The organism is Gilliamella sp. B3817 (genome assembly GCF_026536705.1).
Classification (GTDB): Bacteria; Pseudomonadota; Gammaproteobacteria; order Enterobacterales; family Orbaceae; genus Gilliamella; species Gilliamella apicola_I.
In genome coordinates, this window is the sequence record NZ_JAFNNV010000003.1 from 198519 (window position 1) to 219295 (window position 20777).

At 37.1% G+C, this 20777-nt stretch carries 20 protein-coding genes; 15 read left to right on the plus strand and 5 right to left on the minus strand.

The genetic code is table 11. The features are described from left to right. The first annotated feature begins 26 nt into the window (after positions 1 to 26). Entirely contained in the window at positions 27 to 992 is a 966-nt protein-coding gene (locus J3U36_RS05930) for a DMT family transporter (RefSeq protein ID WP_267379733.1), read from the plus strand. After that, positions 992 to 2161 carry an Obg family GTPase CgtA gene (gene cgtA / locus J3U36_RS05935; protein ID WP_220216378.1) on the plus strand — a complete coding sequence of 390 codons (1170 nt, stop codon included), beginning with the start codon at positions 992 to 994 and terminating at the stop codon, positions 2159 to 2161. Before J3U36_RS05930 ends, cgtA begins: the two co-directional genes overlap by 1 nt. A gap of 324 nt (positions 2162 to 2485) precedes the next feature. Here the strand turns inward: cgtA and J3U36_RS05940 are convergent, their stop codons facing one another. Genes J3U36_RS05940 through nth form a run of 3 tightly spaced genes read right to left on the minus strand, consistent with a single transcriptional unit; the run spans position 2486 to position 4062 of the window. Further along, entirely contained in the window at positions 2486 to 2854 is a 369-nt protein-coding gene (locus J3U36_RS05940) for a hypothetical protein (RefSeq protein WP_267379736.1), read from the minus strand. A 32-nt stretch (positions 2855 to 2886) separates the two neighbouring features. After that, positions 2887 to 3417 (minus strand): endonuclease SmrB, encoded by a 531-nt coding sequence (gene smrB, locus J3U36_RS05945; protein ID WP_220216380.1) that lies wholly within the window; start codon positions 3415 to 3417, stop codon positions 2887 to 2889. A gap of 6 nt (positions 3418 to 3423) precedes the next feature. After that, complete coding sequence (nth, locus tag J3U36_RS05950) at positions 3424 to 4062, minus strand: endonuclease III (protein ID WP_220216381.1); 639 nt, start codon at positions 4060 to 4062, stop codon at positions 3424 to 3426. Positions 4063 to 4334: 272 nt separating this feature from the next. On the opposite strand from nth, the gene putP reads away from it, so the two are divergent. The 11 genes from putP to adk all read left to right on the plus strand — a co-directional run bounded on the left by putP (position 4335) and on the right by adk (position 15412). Beyond that, positions 4335 to 5822, plus strand: a complete 1488-nt coding sequence (putP, locus tag J3U36_RS05955) for a sodium/proline symporter PutP (protein WP_065558621.1) — start codon at positions 4335 to 4337, stop codon at positions 5820 to 5822. A 68-nt stretch (positions 5823 to 5890) separates the two neighbouring features. After that, positions 5891 to 7162 (plus strand): tyrosine--tRNA ligase, encoded by a 1272-nt coding sequence (gene tyrS, locus J3U36_RS05960; protein WP_267379740.1) that lies wholly within the window; start codon positions 5891 to 5893, stop codon positions 7160 to 7162. A gap of 3 nt (positions 7163 to 7165) precedes the next feature. Then, on the plus strand, positions 7166 to 8032 hold the full coding sequence (pdxY, locus tag J3U36_RS05965) for a pyridoxal kinase PdxY (RefSeq protein WP_267379743.1): 867 nt from the start codon (positions 7166 to 7168) through the stop codon (positions 8030 to 8032). 67 nt (positions 8033 to 8099) lie between these two features. Further along, positions 8100 to 8543, plus strand: a complete 444-nt coding sequence (locus J3U36_RS05970) for a helix-turn-helix domain-containing protein (protein WP_267379746.1) — start codon at positions 8100 to 8102, stop codon at positions 8541 to 8543. 86 nt (positions 8544 to 8629) lie between these two features. Further along, on the plus strand, positions 8630 to 9739 hold the full coding sequence (gene ispG, locus J3U36_RS05975) for a flavodoxin-dependent (E)-4-hydroxy-3-methylbut-2-enyl-diphosphate synthase (RefSeq protein WP_267350370.1): 1110 nt from the start codon (positions 8630 to 8632) through the stop codon (positions 9737 to 9739). Between the two features lie 24 nt (positions 9740 to 9763). Then, on the plus strand, positions 9764 to 11041 hold the full coding sequence (gene hisS / locus J3U36_RS05980; RefSeq protein WP_267379749.1) for a histidine--tRNA ligase: 1278 nt from the start codon (positions 9764 to 9766) through the stop codon (positions 11039 to 11041). Between the two features lie 24 nt (positions 11042 to 11065). Then, entirely contained in the window at positions 11066 to 11788 is a 723-nt protein-coding gene (locus tag J3U36_RS05985) for a YfgM family protein (RefSeq protein WP_267379751.1), read from the plus strand. Between the two features lie 26 nt (positions 11789 to 11814). Further along, positions 11815 to 12996 (plus strand): outer membrane protein assembly factor BamB, encoded by a 1182-nt coding sequence (bamB, locus tag J3U36_RS05990; protein WP_267379753.1) that lies wholly within the window; start codon positions 11815 to 11817, stop codon positions 12994 to 12996. A 9-nt stretch (positions 12997 to 13005) separates the two neighbouring features. Next, positions 13006 to 14475 carry a ribosome biogenesis GTPase Der gene (der, locus tag J3U36_RS05995; RefSeq protein ID WP_267379755.1) on the plus strand — a complete coding sequence of 490 codons (1470 nt, stop codon included), beginning with the start codon at positions 13006 to 13008 and terminating at the stop codon, positions 14473 to 14475. 3 nt (positions 14476 to 14478) lie between these two features. After that, entirely contained in the window at positions 14479 to 14730 is a 252-nt protein-coding gene (locus J3U36_RS06000) for a zinc-ribbon domain-containing protein (RefSeq protein ID WP_081299075.1), read from the plus strand. Positions 14731 to 14767: 37 nt separating this feature from the next. Next, the gene (adk, locus tag J3U36_RS06005; RefSeq protein ID WP_220216391.1) at positions 14768 to 15412 is read left to right on the plus strand and encodes an adenylate kinase; all 645 of its coding nucleotides are present in this window, start codon (positions 14768 to 14770) and stop codon (positions 15410 to 15412) included. Positions 15413 to 15468: 56 nt separating this feature from the next. Here the strand turns inward: adk and J3U36_RS06010 are convergent, their stop codons facing one another. Then, positions 15469 to 16746 carry a bifunctional O-acetylhomoserine aminocarboxypropyltransferase/cysteine synthase gene (locus tag J3U36_RS06010; RefSeq protein ID WP_267379759.1) on the minus strand — a complete coding sequence of 426 codons (1278 nt, stop codon included), beginning with the start codon at positions 16744 to 16746 and terminating at the stop codon, positions 15469 to 15471. Positions 16747 to 16809: 63 nt separating this feature from the next. Continuing rightward, complete coding sequence (gene ybeD / locus J3U36_RS06015) at positions 16810 to 17079, minus strand: DUF493 family protein YbeD (protein ID WP_065558632.1); 270 nt, start codon at positions 17077 to 17079, stop codon at positions 16810 to 16812. A 198-nt stretch (positions 17080 to 17277) separates the two neighbouring features. Between ybeD and gss the strand changes: the two genes are divergently transcribed. Both gss and J3U36_RS06025 read left to right on the plus strand, forming a co-directional pair. Beyond that, positions 17278 to 19152, plus strand: coding sequence for a bifunctional glutathionylspermidine amidase/synthase (gene gss / locus J3U36_RS06020; protein ID WP_267358845.1), 1875 nt, complete (start codon positions 17278 to 17280; stop codon positions 19150 to 19152). A gap of 150 nt (positions 19153 to 19302) precedes the next feature. Further along, positions 19303 to 20775 (plus strand): SrfA family protein, encoded by a 1473-nt coding sequence (locus J3U36_RS06025; protein ID WP_267379764.1) that lies wholly within the window; start codon positions 19303 to 19305, stop codon positions 20773 to 20775. Positions 20776 to 20777 lie beyond the last annotated feature (2 nt).

Consider the following 20777-nt stretch of genomic DNA (forward strand, 5'->3'; position numbering starts at 1 on the left):
CTTGAATTCATATAATATTAGTTAATATGATAAAACAGCAAAATGTTAAATTAGGTTTTGCCTTAGCCATGTTAACAGCGGTTATGTGGGGGCTAGTGCCGATTGCAATGAAATATGCATTGGTGGTTATTGACCCATTAACGTTAGCGTGGTCTCGATTGGCAATTTCTGCCGTCGGTATTACGATATGGTTAGCTTATAAAAAACAATTTCCTAATTTAGCGATGTTTAAAAAACGTCGACGTTTTATCTTATTAATGATTGCCGGATTTGGGTTACTTGGTAATTTTGCGTTATTTGCAAGTTCTGTTCAGTATCTTTCTGCGACAACGGCTCAAGTTGTAGGTCAAATGGGTATTGTAATTTTTATGATTTCAAGTGCGTTTGTTTTTAAAGAGCGATTAAGACCAACGCAAATAATGGGTATTTCGGTATTGTTAATTGGATTAGGACTATTTTTTAATAAAAATATTACCGTTCTATTTGCTAATATATCGACTTATGGCATTGGTGTTTGGCTTGCTTTACTTGCTTCAATTTCATGGGCAGCTTATGCATTGGCACAAAAAGTGTTATTACGTAAATTACGTGCAGAACAGTTACTTTGGCTAATTTATCTTATTTGTACGGTATTTTTATGGCCATTGGCATCGCCAACAAAAATCGCTCATGCCGATGCAACGCAGTTATTTGCCATTATCTTTTGTGGTTTAAATACCATTATTGCTTATGGCGCATTAGTTATGGCAATGGAACGTTGGCAAGCTGCACAAGTTAGTGCAATTACCACATTATCACCGTTGTTTGCATTAATTTTTTCAGATTTATTTGCCATAATTTGGCCAGAAAAATTTGCTATGCAGTATTTAAATATTTTAGGTTATATTGGCGCAGTATCAGTCGTTGCTGGTGCGATGTTTGCCACAATTGGGCACTATTTATGGCATCCAAGAAAAGGCTGGCTAATTAACCAGAAGAAAGAGGAAGAATAATGAAATTTGTAGATGAAGCTTCAATCCGAGTCGAAGCCGGTGATGGTGGCAATGGTTGCGTAGGTTTTCGTCGAGAAAAATACATTCCCAAAGGTGGCCCTGACGGTGGTGACGGTGGTGACGGTGGTGATGTCTATTTTATTGCCGATGAAAATCTCAATACTTTGGTTGATTTCCAATTTGAAAAAAATTATCGGGCAGAGCGTGGGCAAAATGGACAAGGTTCAGATTGTACCGGTAAAAGAGGCAAAGATATTACCGTAAAAGTGCCCGTTGGAACTCGAATCACAGACAAATATACGGGTGAAATTATCGGTGATTTAACGCATCATCAACAAAAAGTATTAGTTGCAAAAGGTGGTTTTCATGGCTTGGGTAATGCACGATTTAAATCTTCAGTGAATCGGGCTCCAAGGCAAAAAACCGATGGTACGCCCGGTGAAAAACGTGATGTACTGTTAGAATTATTGCTACTTGCTGACGTTGGTATGCTTGGTTTACCTAATGCCGGTAAATCCACATTTATTCGATCAGTTTCAGCAGCTAAACCGAAAGTCGCTGATTATCCGTTTACGACTTTAGTGCCAAGTTTAGGCGTGGTAAGAATGGATAATGAGCAAAGTTTTGTTGTTGCGGATATTCCGGGATTAATTGAAGGTGCTGCGGACGGTGCTGGTCTGGGTATTCGTTTTTTAAAACATCTTGAACGTTGTCGAGTTTTAGTGCATTTAATTGATATTGCACCAATTGATGAATCTGATCCTATTGAAAATGCGAAAGTCATTATTCAAGAACTTCATCAATATAGTGAAAAACTTGCCAATAAACCTCGTTGGTTGGTATTCAACAAAATGGATGTTTTAGGTGAAGAAGAAAGTGCTAAACGTGCTGCCGAAATCGCTAAAGCATTGGATTGGGATGACAAATATTATGTTATTTCAGCGGTCAATCATGAAGGGGTAAAAGCTTTATGTTGGGATCTGATGGATTATATGAATGCTCATCCACGTGAAGAAGAGCAAGAAGAAACATCACCAGAAAAAGTTGAATTTATGTGGGATGATTATCACCAACAAGCTATGGATGAGGCTTTTGATGATGACGACGATGATTTTGATGATTGGGATGAGAGTGACGAAGAAGGGGTTGAATTCATCTATCAAAAATAGTAATAACCTAAAATAAGTTAAACTTATCACTTCAAATTATCAACTAAAAAATCAGCATTACGAAAATACAGGGTGACATAGCCCTGTATTTCTCTCTATTATTCTCACGCTAACACAATGATTTCATATTAAAAAAAATGGTGGTTTACATTTTTCTTTTGTTTTTTGAAAAAAGTCAAAAAAAACGCTTGCTTTTAATAATGAGAATTATTATCATTAAGATGTACTTGATTAGAGCGTCGCAAGACTTCTGAAAAAGTATGACATTGCTCACATTGCTTCCAATGTTTGCCAGCCTAGCGCAACTATGCTGGCTTTTTTATTTTAAAGTGATTTAAAAAACGATGTTTTGATAACTGATTGATCATCAATGACCATTTTCCATTGACCGTCCTCAAAATAAGGAGGCGTACTTACTTTGAATAAAGAATTTAAACCTAAAACCCCTACTTTAAAATCATCGCCAATAAATTCTTGTATCGGCCCTTCAACGCTTTTAGTTACCCCATCTTTTTTATAGTTGTAAATAACTCTGGCGTCTTTAGTTATACTTATCACCATATATTCACCTTGCCATGTGCCAATATAGTTACTTTTTTCGGGTGGAATTGTATCAAGTTCGTTACATGCAGTAATAAAGATGGCAAGTATTAGAAATAGATAAACATGTTTTATTTTCTTTAATAATTTCAAGTTGTTATTCCTTATGTGTTTAACATTTATTTTTAGTTATTAATTGTATCAAATAAAATAAGTAATGCTGCACTGCCGCCAAATTCTTTCGGTGCTTGATGAAAACAAATGATATTAGGATGCTGGGCTAACCACATTGGTGTCTGTTTTTTTAAGATGTTTTTACCATGTCCATACATGATACAAGCACAATGTGCGTTTTCGCTTAAGCAAGCAGTAATAAGCGATGCTATTTCTTTTTTCGCTTCTTGCTGTGTTAATCCATGTAGATCTAAAAAAAATTCAGGTTCATAAAATCCACGACGTAATTTTTTAATCTCATAAGGATCGGCGTTGTCACGACTATAACGAATGGGATCGTCTTGTAAGAGCGGTTGATAATCATCCGAAAAATAAAACTCAGCATGATTTTTTTCATGTTGTCGTTTTTCAATCGCAATGGCTTTTTGAGACCGTTTTAAGGGTTTATGAACAACGGTATCTTGTGCAAGTTTTTGGGTGTTGCCAATGCTACTTTTGAATAAGTTTATCTCTTCTTGAGTTAATTTAAATTTTTCAGTCATTGATAATTACTCTGGGTAAACTTTTTGTTTGAATTCACATAAATCTTCAATCACACAAGCCCCGCATCGAGGTTTTCTGGCGATACAAGTATAACGTCCATGCAAAATTAACCAGTGGTGACAATTTATTTTGTACTCTTTGGGTACCACTTTCAATAATTTTTCTTCCACTGCCTCAACGGTTTTTCCGGGTGCAAAGCCAGTGCGATTGCTGACACGAAAAATATGAGTATCAACTGCAATCGTTGGCCAACCAAAAGCCGTATTTAACACTACATTTGCTGTTTTTCTGCCTACACCGGGTAATGCGATTAATGCATCAAAATTTTCTGGCACTTGACCTTGATATTTCTCAACTAAAATCTGACAGGTTTTGATAATATTATCTGCTTTACTATTGTATAAGCCAATGGTACGGATATAACTTTTGAGCTTATCAACCCCAAGCGCTAAGATTTGTTCCGCTGTATTGGCAATTGCAAATAAAGGTTTGGTCGCTTTGTTTACACTCACATCGGTTGCTTGTGCAGAAAGAACAACAGCAATGAGCAATTCGAAAGGTGTTTGATAAACAAGTTCTGTTGTTGGATCTTTAATGTGATCTTTTAATCTTTCTAAAATTTGAATACGAGTTGATTGTTTCACAGAGTATGATAAATATAAATAACATGCCTGATATTATATACTTTATTTGTATAAATATTGTAGGTTAAATTTAATTTTTAGCTAAAAGTCACTTTATACGACGATAATTAAAATTACGGCAAAATAACAATCTCAATGACCTATCTGAAAAATTTTAGCGTGACGGATTGTCAGCTTAGTTATATTCATTCATCGCCTGCTTTTTAGCATGTGGTTTTTATGATAAGCTACTCCACTATTTTTTAATTTCATCAACAAGGTTTTTTAGAAATATGTCCTTACCAATGATTGTCACCTTTGCTATATACATTTTAGGAATGATTGCGATCGGTTTTTTTGCCTTTCGATCAACGCAAAACTTTGGTGATTATATTTTGGGGGGGCGCCGTATTGGTAGTGTTGTCACTGCGCTTTCGGCTGGTGCTTCGGACATGAGTGGTTGGTTATTAATGGGGCTGCCAGGGGCTGTTTTTTTATTCGGTATTTCGCAAAGTTGGATTGCAATTGGTTTGATAATTGGGGCTTACTTAAACTGGTTACTGATTGCTGGGCGGTTACGTGTTTTTACTGAAATTAATCATAATTCCCTGACCTTACCCGACTATTTTGCTCGCCGATTTGATGATAAAAGCGCTTTGCTGCGTATTATTTCAGCGGTAATCATTCTTATCTTTTTTACGATTTATTGTGCATCAGGCGTTGTTGCGGGGGCAAAACTTTTTGAAAGTACCTTTGGAATGAGTTATGGTTGGGCAATGTTAGCCGGTGCTGGCGCAACAATCGCTTATACTTTTATAGGTGGTTTTTTAGCGGTCAGTTGGACGGATACTATTCAAGCGAGTTTGATGATGTTTGCACTTATCTTAACTCCCGTTATGGTTATGGTGAACGCAGGTGGTTTTACCGATGCCTTAGCAAATATTGAATCGCTCAATCCTGATTATACCAACATCTTTGCTCACATGGATTTTATCGCTATTATTTCATTGCTTGGCTGGGGGCTTGGCTATTTTGGGCAACCGCATATTTTAGCTCGCTTTATGGCGGCTGACTCACATGATGTGATGAAAAATGCGCGTCGAATTAGTATGACTTGGATGATTTTATGTTTAGGTGGAGCAATTACGGTAGGATTTTTTGGTATTGCTTTCTTTGCCAATCATCCAGAGTTTTCAGATCTCATTAATAACGGTAAACATGAACGTATTTTTATCGAGTTATCCAAATTATTGTTTAATCCATGGGTTGCTGGTGTTTTATTAGCGGCGATTTTGGCTGCGGTGATGAGCACGTTAAGTTGTCAGTTACTTGTCTGTTCAAGCGCATTAACGGAAGATTTTTATCGTGCCTTTTTTAGACCGAAAGCAAAACAACGTGAACTTGTTTGGGTTGGACGAATTATGGTTTTACTGGTATCGGTCATCGCCATTTTATTAGCAATTAACCCTAATAATAGTGTCTTAGATTTAGTTAGTCATGCATGGGCAGGGTTTGGTGCTGCCTTTGGCCCCATTATTGTGTTTTCTGTATTTTGGTCTCGCATGACACGCAATGGCGCTCTAGCAGGTATGATTACAGGAGCGGCAACAGTATTGCTTTGGATTAATTTTAATTGGTTTAATCTTTATTCACTTATTCCGGGTTTCTTATTTGCGTCTTTAGCGATAGTAATCTTTAGTTTATGTGATAAAAAACCGAATGAAATAGTGGAAGATCATTTTAAACAAGCTTATAAACGTTATCATAATAAAGTAGAATAGATTTCAATAAAAATAGAGTTATCCAAAGTCAAATTTCAACGTAATAAAATTTTTATAGGTAAAATAACATGACAAAAAATGTGATCAAACAACTGCAAGAGCGAGGATTGATTGCTCAACTGACAGATGAAAAAGCACTCATGGAACTAATTGAACAAAATCCCATAGCGCTTTATTGTGGTTTTGATCCCACGGCTGATAGTTTGCATCTAGGTCATTTGGTACCATTACTTTGTTTAAAACGCTTTCAGTTAGCCGGTCATAAACCGATTGCGCTTGTTGGCGGCGCAACAGGTTTAATTGGTGACCCGAGTTTTAAAGCCGTTGAACGTAAATTAAATACTCAAGAGACTGTTGTTGAGTGGAGCGAAAAAATTAAACAACAAGTTTCTCCATTCTTAGATTTTAATTGTGGTACAAATGCAGCGATTGTCGCTAATAACTATGATTGGTTTGGTGGCATGAATGTATTAACTTTTTTACGTGACATTGGTAAATATTTTTCAGTTAACGCCATGATTAACAAAGAATCAGTCAAACAACGTATTGATCGTGATGAAGCTGGGATTTCATTTACTGAGTTTTCTTACAGTTTATTACAATCTTATGATTTTGCTTGTTTAAATAAAGATCATAATGTGGTGTTACAAATTGGGGGATCAGATCAATGGGGTAATATTACTGCCGGTATTGATTTAACTCGTCGATTACATCAAAAACAAGTTTATGGTTTAACGGTTCCTTTAATTACCAAATCTGACGGTACAAAATTCGGTAAAACGGAAAGCGGTGCGGTTTGGCTTGACCCTAAAAAGACCAGTCCATATAAATTCTATCAATTCTGGATTAATACCGCTGATGCTGATGTTTATCGTTTCTTAAAATTCTTTACTTTCATGTCATTAAATGAAATTGATGCACTTGAAGAAGAAGATAAAAATAGCGGTGTGGCACCAAGAGCACAATATGTTCTTGCTGAAGAGGTCACACGCTTAGTCCATGGTGAAGAAGGCTTAATGGCAGCCAAACGGATCACTGAAAGTTTATTCTCAGGAAAATTAGCCGATCTATCTCAAGCCGATTTTGAACAATTGGCGCAAGACGGTATGCCAACGATTACGGTTGAGGGCGATATTGATTTGCAACAAGCGATCGTTAATGCACAGTTTGCACCGTCAAGAGGCCAAGCCAGAACAATGATTGAATCTAATGCGATTTCAGTTAATGGTGAACGTAACGCGACAACAGATTATCATTTTTCACAAGAAGATAAGCTTTTTGGACGTTATACATTACTTCGTCGAGGTAAGAAATATTACTGCTTACTAATTTGGAGTTAATTTATGAAAAATATACTATCTATTCAGTCACATGTTGTATTTGGTCATGCAGGTAATAGTGCTGCTGTATTCCCTATGCGTCGTGTGGGAGTAAATGTATGGCCTTTAAATACTGTGCAATTTTCAAATCATACGCAATATCGTCAATGGACAGGCACGGTAATGCCAGCATCGCATTTAACTGATATCGCCGATGGCATTAATGCCATCGGTGAACTTAAACGATGTGACGCACTATTAAGTGGTTATATGGGATCCCCTGAACAAGGTAGTGCTATAACCGAAATAGTAAAGAAAGTAAAAGCTGTAAATCCTAATGCAATTTATCTTTGTGATCCTGTTATGGGGCATCCTGAAAAAGGTTGTTTTGTTGCGCCAGGCGTATCTGAATTTTTGTGTAATACTGCATTACCGATAGCAGATATGATGGCGCCTAATATTTTGGAGCTAGAAGAGTTAAATGGAAAACAGCCAATTAATAACGTTGAAGAAGCGGTATTTGCATGTAAAGCACTTTGTAAAAAAGGGCCTAAAGCGATTTTAGTTAAACATTTAAGTCGTGCGGGGTATCGTAAAGATCGTTTTGAAATGTTACTCGTTACAGAACATGAAGCATGGCACATTGAGCGCCCTTTAGTTGACTTTGGCGTGAGACAGCCTGTTGGTGTAGGCGATATGACGAGTGGATTGTTTTTAGCGAATATTTTGCTTGGTAAATCGCTGGTTGAGGCGTTAGAACATACCACTTCTGCGGTTTATGCTGTTATGCTTGAAACCTTAAAACTCAATGAATATGAGCTTCAATTAGTTGCCGCTCAAGATGAAATTGCAAAACCTTCACAATGGTTTAATGCGAAAAGAATTGATTAATTTTAAAAATATGTAAAAATGGATCCAATTTAATTTATTTTTAATTCTTAACAAAAATGAGGGGATGATGGAAGACAATATTTCTTTGGGTAAGATGCTTTCCAATTTACGTAATAATATGGGATTAACTCAAGAAGATATTGCCAATAAGATCCATGTTCGAAAGGCAGTGGTCGAAGAAATTGAAAATGATCAGCGAGTTCATGCCCCTCTTGTCTTTGTTAAAGGTTATATTCGTTCTTACGCTGAAATTGTAGGTTTATCCGAGGACGAGTATCAACCTTATCTAGAAAAAATGTCAAAGCAAAATGCATCCGAAACAAAAATAAAGCAACTCATTCCAGCCCTTGAACCTAGAAAAAGAGGAAAGCGGATTTTATTTTTTAGCTTATTTGTAGTGATTTGTATAGTTGGTGTAACTATTTATTATTTTAATAAAGAAAGTAAAAATAATTATGTAGAAGTGAGTCATTACATTTCGCCATCATCATCGAATCACGTTAACAGTTAGCAAATTTTCTTACTCGTATACAGACATTTGATGCAAATCTTGTTAAGATCACAAGCTAGTTATTTTGTTATATCATTAGGCGTGTTATGAGTCATCAGGATTCACCGATAATCAGACGAGAATCTACCCGAATTTATGTCGGCAGTGTACCTATTGGAGGTGGTGCGCCCATTGCCGTTCAATCCATGACGAATACCCGTACGACGGATGTTGAAAAAACAGTTGCTCAGATTCAAGCACTTGAACGAGTAGGTGTCGATATTGTACGTGTGTCGATTCCAACAATGGATGCGGCAGAAGCGTTTAAATTGATTAAACAACAAGCGAAAGTGCCACTTATTGCAGATATTCACTTTGATTATCGTATTGCTTTGAAAGTAGCAGAATATGGCGTGGATTGTTTAAGAATTAATCCGGGAAATATCGGTAATGAATCAAGAATTCGAGCAGTTGTTGATTGTGCTAAAGATAAAAATATTCCAATAAGAATTGGGGTTAATTCCGGATCACTTGAAAAAGATATTCAAGAAAAATATGGCGAACCTACGCCACAAGCAATTGTAGAATCAGCGATGCGTCATGTTGATATTTTGGATAGGCTTAATTTCGACCAATTTAAAGTGAGTGTGAAAGCGTCAGATGTATTTACAGCGGTGGATGCCTATCGACTTTTAGCTAAACAGATAAAACAACCCCTACATTTGGGGATCACTGAAGCTGGTGGTGTTCGCAGTGGTGCAATTAAGTCGGCAATAGGTTTAGGTTTGTTATTATCTGAAGGTATTGGTGATACATTGCGTGTCTCTTTAGCCGCTGATCCTACTGAAGAAGTTAAAGTCGGTTTTGATATATTAAAATCATTGAGAATTCGATCTCGTGGTATCAACTTTATTGCTTGTCCGACCTGTTCAAGACAAGAGTTTGATGTCATTAATACAGTCAATACGTTAGAACAACGTTTAGAAGATATCATTACACCAATGGATGTATCGATTATTGGTTGTGTTGTTAATGGGCCAGGTGAAGCTTTGGCTTCAACGATGGGTGTTGCTGGCGGTCATAATAAAAGTGGCTTTTATGAAGATGGTGTACGTATTGGTCGTATTGATAACGAACAGATGATCGATGAACTGGAAGCAAAAATTCGAGCTAAAGCATCAATACTAAAAAACAGAATTGCAGCAACTGAACTATAATTTTATTAGATAGCGAATACATAAATGACAGAGAAAAAAATCCAATCTATACGGGGAATGAATGACTTACTCCCAACAGATAGTGCGAGTTGGCAACAAATTGAAAAAATTGTTAAAGGTGTTCTAAATAGCTATGGCTATAATGAGATAAGAACCCCCATTGTTGAAGATACTGCGCTATTTAAAAGAGCCGTCGGTGAAGTGACGGATATTGTCGAAAAAGAGATGTATACTTTTAATGACCGTAATGATGAAAGTATCACTTTACGTCCCGAAATTACTGCGGGTTGTGTTCGTGCGGGCATTGAGCATGGGCTTTTTTATAATCAAGAACAACGTCTATGGTATTTAGGGCCTGCATTTCGTTACGAAAAACCGCAAAAAGGTCGCTATCGCCAATTTCATCAATTTGGGGTTGAAGTTTTTGGGCTTGAAGGACCTAATATTGATGCTGAACTGATTTTATTAACCGCAAGATTCTGGAAAGCACTGGGTATACAGGATCACACTTCGTTAGAATTAAATTCAATTGGCTCACTTGAAGTTAGAGCGAACTATCGTCAAGCACTCGTTGATTTTCTTGAACAACATAAAGATAAATTGGATGAAGACTGCTTACGTAGAATGTATACTAATCCATTACGTGTACTCGATTCGAAAAATCCAGTCGTACAAGAATTACTTAATCAAGCGCCAAAACTATTTGATTATTTGGATGCGGAATCGAAAGAACATTTTGAAGGCCTGTGTCGTTTACTGGATAAAGCAGGAATAAAATACAATATTAATCAAAGATTAGTAAGAGGATTAGACTATTACAATCGTACAGTATTTGAATGGGTAACAAGTAGCTTAGGTGCTCAAGGTACTGTTTGTGGTGGGGGGCGTTATGATGGATTAGTGAGCCAGTTAGGTGGTCAATCAACGCCAGCTGTTGGTTTTGCTATGGGACTTGAACGATTAGTTTTACTTGTTCAAGCTGTCAATCCTTCATTAAATCGAGATAATTCGATTGATATTTATATGATCTCCTCGGGAGATGAAAACACGATTTCAGTAGCACAATGTGTTGCTGAATTATTACGTGACGGTTTACCTGATAAACGAATTGTGACTAATTATGGAACGTCTAATTTTAAGAAACAATTTGCCAAAGCAGATAAATTAGGTGCTAAAATAGCGGTTATTGTTGGTGAAAACGAGTTAGCGAACCAAACGGTAACTATCAAAAATTTACAAACAGGTGAACAAACTGAAGTCGCGCAAAGCGATATTGTTCAAATTTGTTTGGCAATGATATAAATCTAAAGGAAATAGGAGATAAGCGTGAGTTATCAATCGTCAAGTGAAGAACAAATGTGGGCTTTAAAAGAGTTTCTTGCGAAAACGTGGAAAATTATTGTTGCCGTTATTGTCATCGGATTATTGGCTTATTATGGTTGGAATTACTATCAATCAAATCAAGTTAAAAAATTGGAACAAATGTCAGATCGTTATGAGCAACTTGTAAAACAGTTAGATCAGACAAAACCGGAATCCGTAAATGATTTAGTTGCTTTTGCAAAAGAGGGTGATAGCGTTTATAACGTTTTTGCTGATCTTTTTGCGGCTAAATTTTATATCGAAGTAACAAAAGATTATGCAGGTGCTCAAGCATTATTGACTGATGCTTTATCTAAAACAAAAGCGGAACCGGTAAAATCCGTTATTAATATTCGTATTGCACGTGTGCAGTATCAACAAAACCAATACCAAGAAAGTTTAGCAACGTTAGATAAAGTTAACAATGAAGCTTGGGAACCAGTGATTAACGAAATACGGGGCGATATATTAACCAAAATGTCTCGTTATGCTGAGGCGATAGATGCTTATAAAATTGCGCTAAAATCAGCGGCAATGATAAGTTCAGAGCCAAATATTAAAATTAAACTAAATCAAGCTGAATATTTACAAGCTAAACAAACAGTTGAACAAGATAAACAAACTGCTGAAGAAAAAGCAGAGCAAGAGGATCAGTCAAAGACTGAAACGGAAGAAAATAAAAATTAATTTATCCTGCTATAAGGGTCTATACAATGAAGTTATCTAAATGTTTTTTAACCAGTGTTTTTATGTTTTCACTTGCTGGATGCTCGATATTTGGAGGAGAAGAAGAAGTTATTCAAGTTTCACCTTCTCCTATAGTCAGTAACCAATTTACTATTCACCAATTATGGCGTAACAGTACTGCAGGAAATACTCGTATTTATTCATTATTAGGTCCTGCTAGTTATGATAATGTTATTTATGCAGCGAGCCGAAGTGGAGAGGTAAAAGCAGTTGATTTAACGACGGGTAATACATTGTGGAATGTCGATTTATCTAAAAGTACACTTTTCAGTAGTAAAACAGCGCTCTTTTCTGGTGGTGTAAGTGCCGATGAAAATTATGTTTATGTTGGCAGTGAACGTGCTGTTGTTTATGCTTTAGATCGTCAAAACGGAAAAGTCGTCTGGGAAAAATCAGTTAAAGGAGAAGTCCTTGCTCGCCCTGTATCGTCTGATGATAAATTAGTGGTTCATACCGCTAATGGTATATTACAAGGGCTTAATCGTGAAACTGGTGACGAACTTTGGGAAGTGACTTTTGAAGTTCCGGCATTATCATTAAGAGGTAACTCAACACCAGTCATTGCCCATGGTGCAGCTATCTTTGGTGATGATAATGGTCGAGTAAATGCTTACTACATTAATGATGGTCAATTAATTTGGCAACAACGTATTTCACAACCGACTGGTTCAACAGAAATTGCAAAATTAAATGATGTTGATTCAACCCCTGTAGTTGAAGGAAATACTGTCTATTCTGTTGGATTTAATGGTTATGTTGCTGCACTGGATTTAAGTAATGGTGAAGTCATATGGCGTAAAAAAATAGGTTCAACACACAGTTTTGCGGTTGATAAAAATCGATTATACGTAGTAGATCAAGATGATAATATTCAATCATTATCAAAAACGGAAGGTGGCGTACTTTGGACGCAATCAAGTTTTACACACCGCCAATTGACTGATCCAGTCATTTATCAAGATTATGTCGTATTTGGTGATTTTGAAGGTTACCTGTATTGGTTAAATGCTGAAACAGGTGAACTTGTAAATAAAATAGAAGTAAGTAGTAGCGGAATAATCGCTAAACCATTGGTGGTTGACAATAAACTGATTGTTCAAGTCAAAAATGGTGATATTTACGCTTTCACAAAAAATTTAAGTAATTAGAGAATAAACATGGTACCTGTTGTAGCACTAGTTGGTCGTCCAAATGTTGGAAAATCAACTTTATTTAATCGGTTAACAAGAACACGTGATGCGTTAGTCGCAGATTTTCCTGGATTAACCCGTGATCGTAAGTATGGACGAGCTGAAATCAAGGGCCATGAATACATAGTAATTGATACGGGTGGTATTGATGGCACCGAAGAAGGGGTTGAAAGCTTTATGGCTGACCAATCCTTACAAGCTATCGAAGAAGCCGATATTGTTCTGTTTTTAGTCGATGCAAGAGCGGGTGCTATGCCGGCAGATCATGCGATAGCTAAACACTTGCGTTCTCGTCAAAAGGCCACTTTTTTAGTTGCCAATAAAATTGATGGTATTGATGCTGATACGGCTATCTCAGATTTTTACTCATTAGGTTTAGGCGATATCCACCCCATAGCGGCAAGTCATGGGCGTGGTGTCAGTTCTTTGATTGAAACGGCGTTGGAACCTATTTTCCAATTTAAAGATCACGATGAAGATGACTCTAATGAAGACCAATTGCCACCAGATTTATCAGAATCTTATGACGATGTTGACGAAGATGATGTTGAATCACTGATTAATCAACCGATTAAAGTGGCTATTGTCGGGCGTCCGAATGTAGGTAAGTCAACACTAACCAACCGAATTTTAGGTGAAGAACGGGTTGTGGTCTATGATATGCCAGGTACAACTCGAGATAGTATCTATATCCCAATGACTCGTGACGAACGAGAATATGTTTTAATTGATACAGCAGGGGTGCGTAAACGTGGTAAGGTAACGCAAACCGTCGAAAAGTTTTCAGTGATTAAAACATTACAAGCGATTGAAGATGCAAATGTTGTCATATTGGTGATTGATGCCAGAGAAGGTATCTCAGATCAGGATTTATCATTACTCGGCTTTATCATCAATAGTGGGCGTTCACTTGTTATTGCCGTCAATAAATGGGATGGGTTATCACAAGACATCAAAGAGCAAGTTAAAGCAACACTAGATGACCGACTTGATTTTATTGATTTTGCCCGTTTGCATTTTATTTCGGCTTTACATGGTAGTGGTGTGGGTAATTTATTCGATTCAATTCAAGAAGCTTATGAATGTGCAACCCGTCGGGTAAATACTGCATTATTAACCAAAATTATGCAAATGGCACAAGACGATCACCAACCACCTCTCGTTCGTGGACGTCGAGTAAAACTCAAATATGCCCATGCCGGAGGCTACAATCCACCTATTGTGGTTGTTCACGGAAATCAAGTTGAAGATCTTCCCGATTCTTATAAACGATATTTAATGAACTATTTTAGACGCTCATTAAAAATTATGGGAACGCCGATTCGAATTCAATTTAAAGAAGGGGCGAATCCTTTTGAAGGTCGAAAAAATAGTTTAACGGCATCACAACAACGTAAACGACGTCGATTGATGAAACACGTTAGAGGTCGTAAATAGTTTATGTCAAAAAAAAATATAGCAGGGCAAAGTCAAGAAGGCTTGTGCCCTAAATGTCATCATAAAATGGATGTTATGTCTGCCCAGCATTACGTTTGTGCTCACTGTAAACAACATTTTGTCGAACACTATATATGCCCCACTTGTCATCAACCTGCTCAAATGATCAAAGGCTGTGGTGCCATAAATTATATTTGTCAAACTGATGGATTAATCTCCAGCAGTAAAGTGATATTTCAATATTTACCAGAATAGAAAATCTATCTATATAAAAACCATAAGAGGTTATTTCATGCGTATTATTTTATTAGGTGCACCAGGTGCGGGAAAAGGAACTCAAGCACAATTCATTATGAAAAAATATGGTATTCCTCAAATTTCAACCGGCGATATGTTACGTGCAGCAGTGAAAGCTGGTACGCCACTTGGTCAACAGGCTAAAGAATTAATGGATGCCGGTAAACTTGTTACCGATGAACTTGTGATTGCATTAGTGAAAGAACGTATTGCACAAGATGATTGTGCAAATGGGTTTTTATTAGACGGATTCCCTCGAACTGTACCCCAAGCTGATGCTATGAAATCAGCAGGTATTAATGTTGACTATATACTTGAATTTGATGTGCCTGATTCTGTTATTATTGATCGAATGAGTGGACGCCGAATTCATGCGCCATCAGGTCGAGTTTATCATGTCCGTCATAATCCACCTAAAGTAGAAAATGTTGACGATATTACGGGTGAACCTTTAACAACTCGCAAAGATGATCATGAAGAGATTGTCCGTAAACGCCTTGTTGAATATCATCAATTAACTAAACCTTTAATTGATTACTATCAACATGAAGCGAAAGAAGGTCGTGCAAAATACTACCGCATTGATGGTACCCAATCTGTATCTGATGTGACAAACGAACTTGTTAAAATCTTAGATTAATTAATCGATTGCTAAAAAGCCAGTTATACATTTGTTATCTGGCTTTTTGAATTTGATTATAGTGTCGCTTTTAATGCCTGTGCTAAATCAGAAATAATATCATCAATATGTTCTATCCCAATAGACAAACGAATCATTTCTTGACTTACTCCTGCCTTTTTCAGTTCTTCATTATTAAGTTGCCTATGCGTAGTTGATGCAGGGTGACAAGCTAATGAGCGTGTATCGCCTATATTGACCAGACGAATAATTAATTTTAGTGCATCAATAAATTTAGCACCTGCAGATTTTCCACCTTTAATACCAAACGATAAAATGCCAGCAGGTAAATGATTATCCATCTGTTTTACCGCTAAATCATGTTCAGGATGATTGCTAAGACCAGCATAGTTAACCCATTCAACTTGTGGGTGTGAGATTAGATAATTTGCAACGTTGAGTGCATTTTGACAGTGGCGTTCCATGCGCAAAGAAAGGGTTTCAAGCCCTTGTAGTATCAAAAAAGTATTAAATGGCGATAGTGCAGCGCCCATATTGCGTAAAGGGATTACTCGACAACGTGCAATGTAAGCCGCATCACCAAAGGTATCCGTATAAGAGACATCATGATAAGATGGATCTGGTTGATTAAGCATTGGATATCTATCCGCATATTTTTTCCATGGAAACCGTCCTGAATCAACGATGATTCCTCCAAGACTATTACCATGTCCACCAATATATTTAGTTAATGAATGCACGACAATATCGGCACCAAATTCAAATGGTCGGCAAAGTGCAGGACTGGCAACGGTATTGTCGACAATTAACGGAATACCATGTCGATGTGCGATGTCGGCAAGTTGTCTTAAATCAACAATATTACCTGCAGGATTGCCAATACTTTCGCAATATATGGCCTTGGTTTTTTCATCAATTTGCTGTTCTATAGCCACTAAATCGTTATGAGGAGCAAACTTGGTTATAATACCAAAATTAGGTAAGGTATGGGCAAATAAATTATAAGTTCCGCCATATAATTGCGAAACAGAAACAATATTTTCGCCAGAAAAGGTAATTGCTTGAATAGCATAAGTGATAGCCGCCATGCCCGATGCAACAGCTAAAGCACCAATACCACCTTCAAGCGCAGCGACTCGAGCTTCGAGTACGGCGTTAGTTGGGTTAGTTATACGGGTATAAATATTGCCAGCGACTTTTAAATCAAATAAATCTGCGCCATGTTGTGTATCATCAAAAGCATAAGAGGTTGTTTGATAAATGGGAACAGCAACAGCATGAGTAGTGGGTTCAGGGGTATAACCTGTGTGAAGTGCAATGGTTTCTGGTTTCATGATTGAGCCTCGTCGGAATAACAAGGCTCTATTTTGTACAAAAATTGATGAAAAAGTAAAGTGTTATAAAACCATTCTTACAATATCTATTTCACCTAATTCTTTATATAAATTTTCAATCTGATCAATGTGTGTTGCATTGATAGTAATCGACACAGAATGATAATTCCCTTTACTGCTAGGTTTGATTGACGGACTGTAATCACCCGGTGCGTGACGTTGGATAACGGACACGACTTTATCAACCAGTTCTGGTTTAGCTTCTCCCATGACTTTATAAGTAAAAGAACAAGGAAAATCTAATAATTCTTTTAAATTTGTTTTCTGTTGCATAATTTTATGTTTCTCACGTAATCGGTATGTTTGGGGTATTACTACCAGGAATAACAGTCATATATAGGCGCTTTGATGTTCTTCAAGTGATCAAGCATAAACTTCGCTTCTTAAAGTATTCAAATTGATCTATGATAGATTAATTTTATCACAGCTTAGTTAGCATTATCCTATAAATTATAAAAAAGGTTGAAAAATATGTTAGCACACTCCGATGATAGAGAACCTTTTGGTACATTGTTAGGTTATGCCCCAGGTGGCGTTGCCATTTACTCTTCTGATTATGAGACATTAGACCCAACTCAATACCCTGATGATGCCTCTTTTCGAAGTTATTCCGGGCATGAATATATGGGATATAAATGGCAATGCGTTGAATTTGCAAGGCGTTTTTTATTTCTTAATTATGGTATTGTGTTTACTGATGTCGGCATGGCTCATGAAATTTTTTCACTTCGTGTCTTAAGACAAGTTATCAATGAAGCGATATTGCCTTTACAAGCTTTTGCTAATGGTGGTAAGAAAAAACCCGAAGCTGGCGCATTACTTATTTGGGATGATGGTGGTGTTTTCGATAGAACTGGCCATGTTGCTATTATTACCGAAGTCTTTGAAGATAAAGTTCGGATAGCTGAACAAAATGTTATTCATACCCGATTACCAATTGGTCAACATTGGACTCGTGAATTAAGGATGACGGTCACCGACAATGGTTATTTGTTACATGATACGTTTGACGATACCACCATATTAGGTTGGATGATTCAAACCGAAAATACACAATATAGTCTACCACAACCAACCGTACCGGCGCCTTTACTGGCTATTCATAGTCAACATATTGAAAATCAAGGTCAATTTGATATTAACTGGCTTAATGAGCAAGATAGTTTAGAAAATGCTTATATCCAAGCGGCAGGGCATGCAATTAGTCATGATGATCACTACCGATATTTCACTATTTCTGAAAGTGCCGAGCAAGAACTTATTCGAGCGACCAATGAGTTACATCTTATGTATTTACATGCAACCGATAGAGTACTAAAAGATGATAACTTGCTGATGAATTTTAATATCCCAGAAATTTTATGGCCTCGCTTACGTCTGTCATGGCAACAACGACGTTATCAAATGATAACCGGTCGGCTAGACTTTTGCATGGATGAACGAGGCTTTAAAGTTTATGAATATAATGCTGATTCGGCATCGTGTCATACTGAAGCTGGACAGATACTACAAAATTGGGCAATACAAGCTGGGCTAAATGTTGGCGTAAACCCTAGTGCTGGGTTGCTTAACGCATTAGCGAGTTGTTGGAAGCATAGCGATGCACAAGCTTTTATCCATATTATGCAAGATAATGATAATGAAGAAAATTATCATGCTTTATTTATGCAAAAAGCCCTAACACAAGCAGGATTTAAGAGCAAAATTTTACGAGGTTTGAGCGGCTTAAAATGGGATAAACGCGGTCGGTTAGTTGATGATGAAGATCGTCAAGTAACCTGTGTCTGGAAAACATGGGCATGGGAAACCGTATTAGAACAACTTCGTCAAGAAAGTGAAGCCCAAATAGCCGGATTACCAATCCGGACTTGGCATCCAGAAAATGCGGTAAGGTTGATAGACGTTCTTTTACGTCCCGAAGTCACTGTATTTGAACCTTTATGGACAGTTATTCCAAGCAATAAAGCGATTTTACCGGTGCTGTGGTCTTTATTTCCTAATCATCGTTATTTATTAGAGTCTACATTCGAACTTAATACAAGTTTAGAGAAAAAGGGGTATGCCGTTAAGCCGATTGCAGGGCGTCGTGGGAGTGATATTCAATTAGTCAGCAGCAAAGAAACCATTTTGGGGAAAACTGTCGGTAAATTTGCTAAACAAGAAAACATCTATCAAGAATTGTGGTGTTTACCGAAAGTCGATGATCGTTATTTGCAAATCTGTACTTTCACTGTCGGCGGACATTATGGGGGAACGTGTTTACGTTCTGATCCATCCTTAGTCATTCGGGGAGATAGTGATATGCAACCATTACGAGTATTGACTGATGATATGTTTTTAAAATGACGATTATGGTAAGGTAATTTTGCAGTATGTAAAAAATAAAGTAAAAAAATCTTAACTTATCCTATAGATACCAATTACAACAGCTGGTTTTTTCTGTTAGAATTAAAAGATTACAAAAATATCATATGATAATGGAATGGAAAGGTCAGTATGGCAAATACACTACTTAGAACTGGTGATATTAAAGATTTTAAAATGCTTGGGCATGACGGTAAAGCTGCTTACTTAGTGGCAACCCAAATTCGTGAAATGTTCAGAGTAAAAATAGGTAAACAATATGCCGACTATTTAGCCATTCCACAACGTAATGATCAAGGAAATAGGGTTGATTGGTATATTCCTTTTGATTCGGCTCAATATGATATTGTGCCTTGGTCATCTGCCAGCGAATCAGAACAACAATCAGCGCTTCAATTGTTGGCAGTATTTGAACAAAAGGTAGTTGAGCTAGGCAAACAATTAGCTAATAATCCAAACCTTGAAGGCGATCAATTGCTATTTAGTCGCCTAATTTATGATCCTAATCACCGTGAGGACAGCCAAGAACCAAATCTTATGGCGATTAGGTTTCCAAGCAATGAATATATTTATATCGTTAATGGCAAGCCTGTTATTACTTTTTGGGGATTTATTAATCCACAAACTCAACTAACCCAATCACCTTTCAAATGTTTAGAACAATCAGAAAGCACAGCACCTTATGTTACTGAACAAATTGACCCCCCGATAACGTCTAAACGTCCTTGGTGGAAACGTTGGTGGGTGTGGTTATTAATGCTGTTGCCACTATTATTGTTATTATTACTACTGTTTTTATTACGAGGGTGCTTTTATCACCCTGAATCATCAATTACACCGCCATTGTCAGTCGATAATGCGGTGAATGTACCGGTTGAGACTGATCGGGACAAAAAACCAGAAGATAAAAAAGGTGAGAATCCTATCCGTGATGTGAATGTTATTCATAGACCGGTGGGTACTAACATAAATCATGATTCGGTGTTGAATACTGACAATCGTAATGACGTAATTGGTACAACTGTTACAGAAGGTAACATTGATGTGACTGATACGCTCAACACGCCTACCACATTACCTGTCGATAGTCATGGTGCAGGTGATGATAATCCGCCAATTCATGACATAACGCCTGATAATGCAGGTACGACTTCTGATGTTGATAACACTAATCAGAATGAAAACCAGAATCAAAACACAGCAGCTATGGATACCAATAACGCTACACAATCCCAAAATTTAAGTGTACCACCAGATGCAATTAAGCAAGGTTCTATGGATTTTCTTAATGGACAATGGACAGTAGGTGGTGGAATCCAAGATAAATCAACGGGTAAACCATTACGTTTAAACTACAGTTTTGATCAAGGAAATGGTGAAGTTACGGTAATACGTAGTGATGGTGTGAAATGTGTCGGTAAAGTTGGTAGTGGTTTTCAAAACTCAAATTTAAGTATAAAGAGTAATACTGAAGCGCTTTGTAGCGATAATACAAAATATCAATTACCGAAAATAGAGTGCTCAACAAACAGTAACAATCAAACTGATTGTAAGGGAAATTATAATAATGGTACATCGTTCCCGTTAACGATGAAAAAACAATAGGG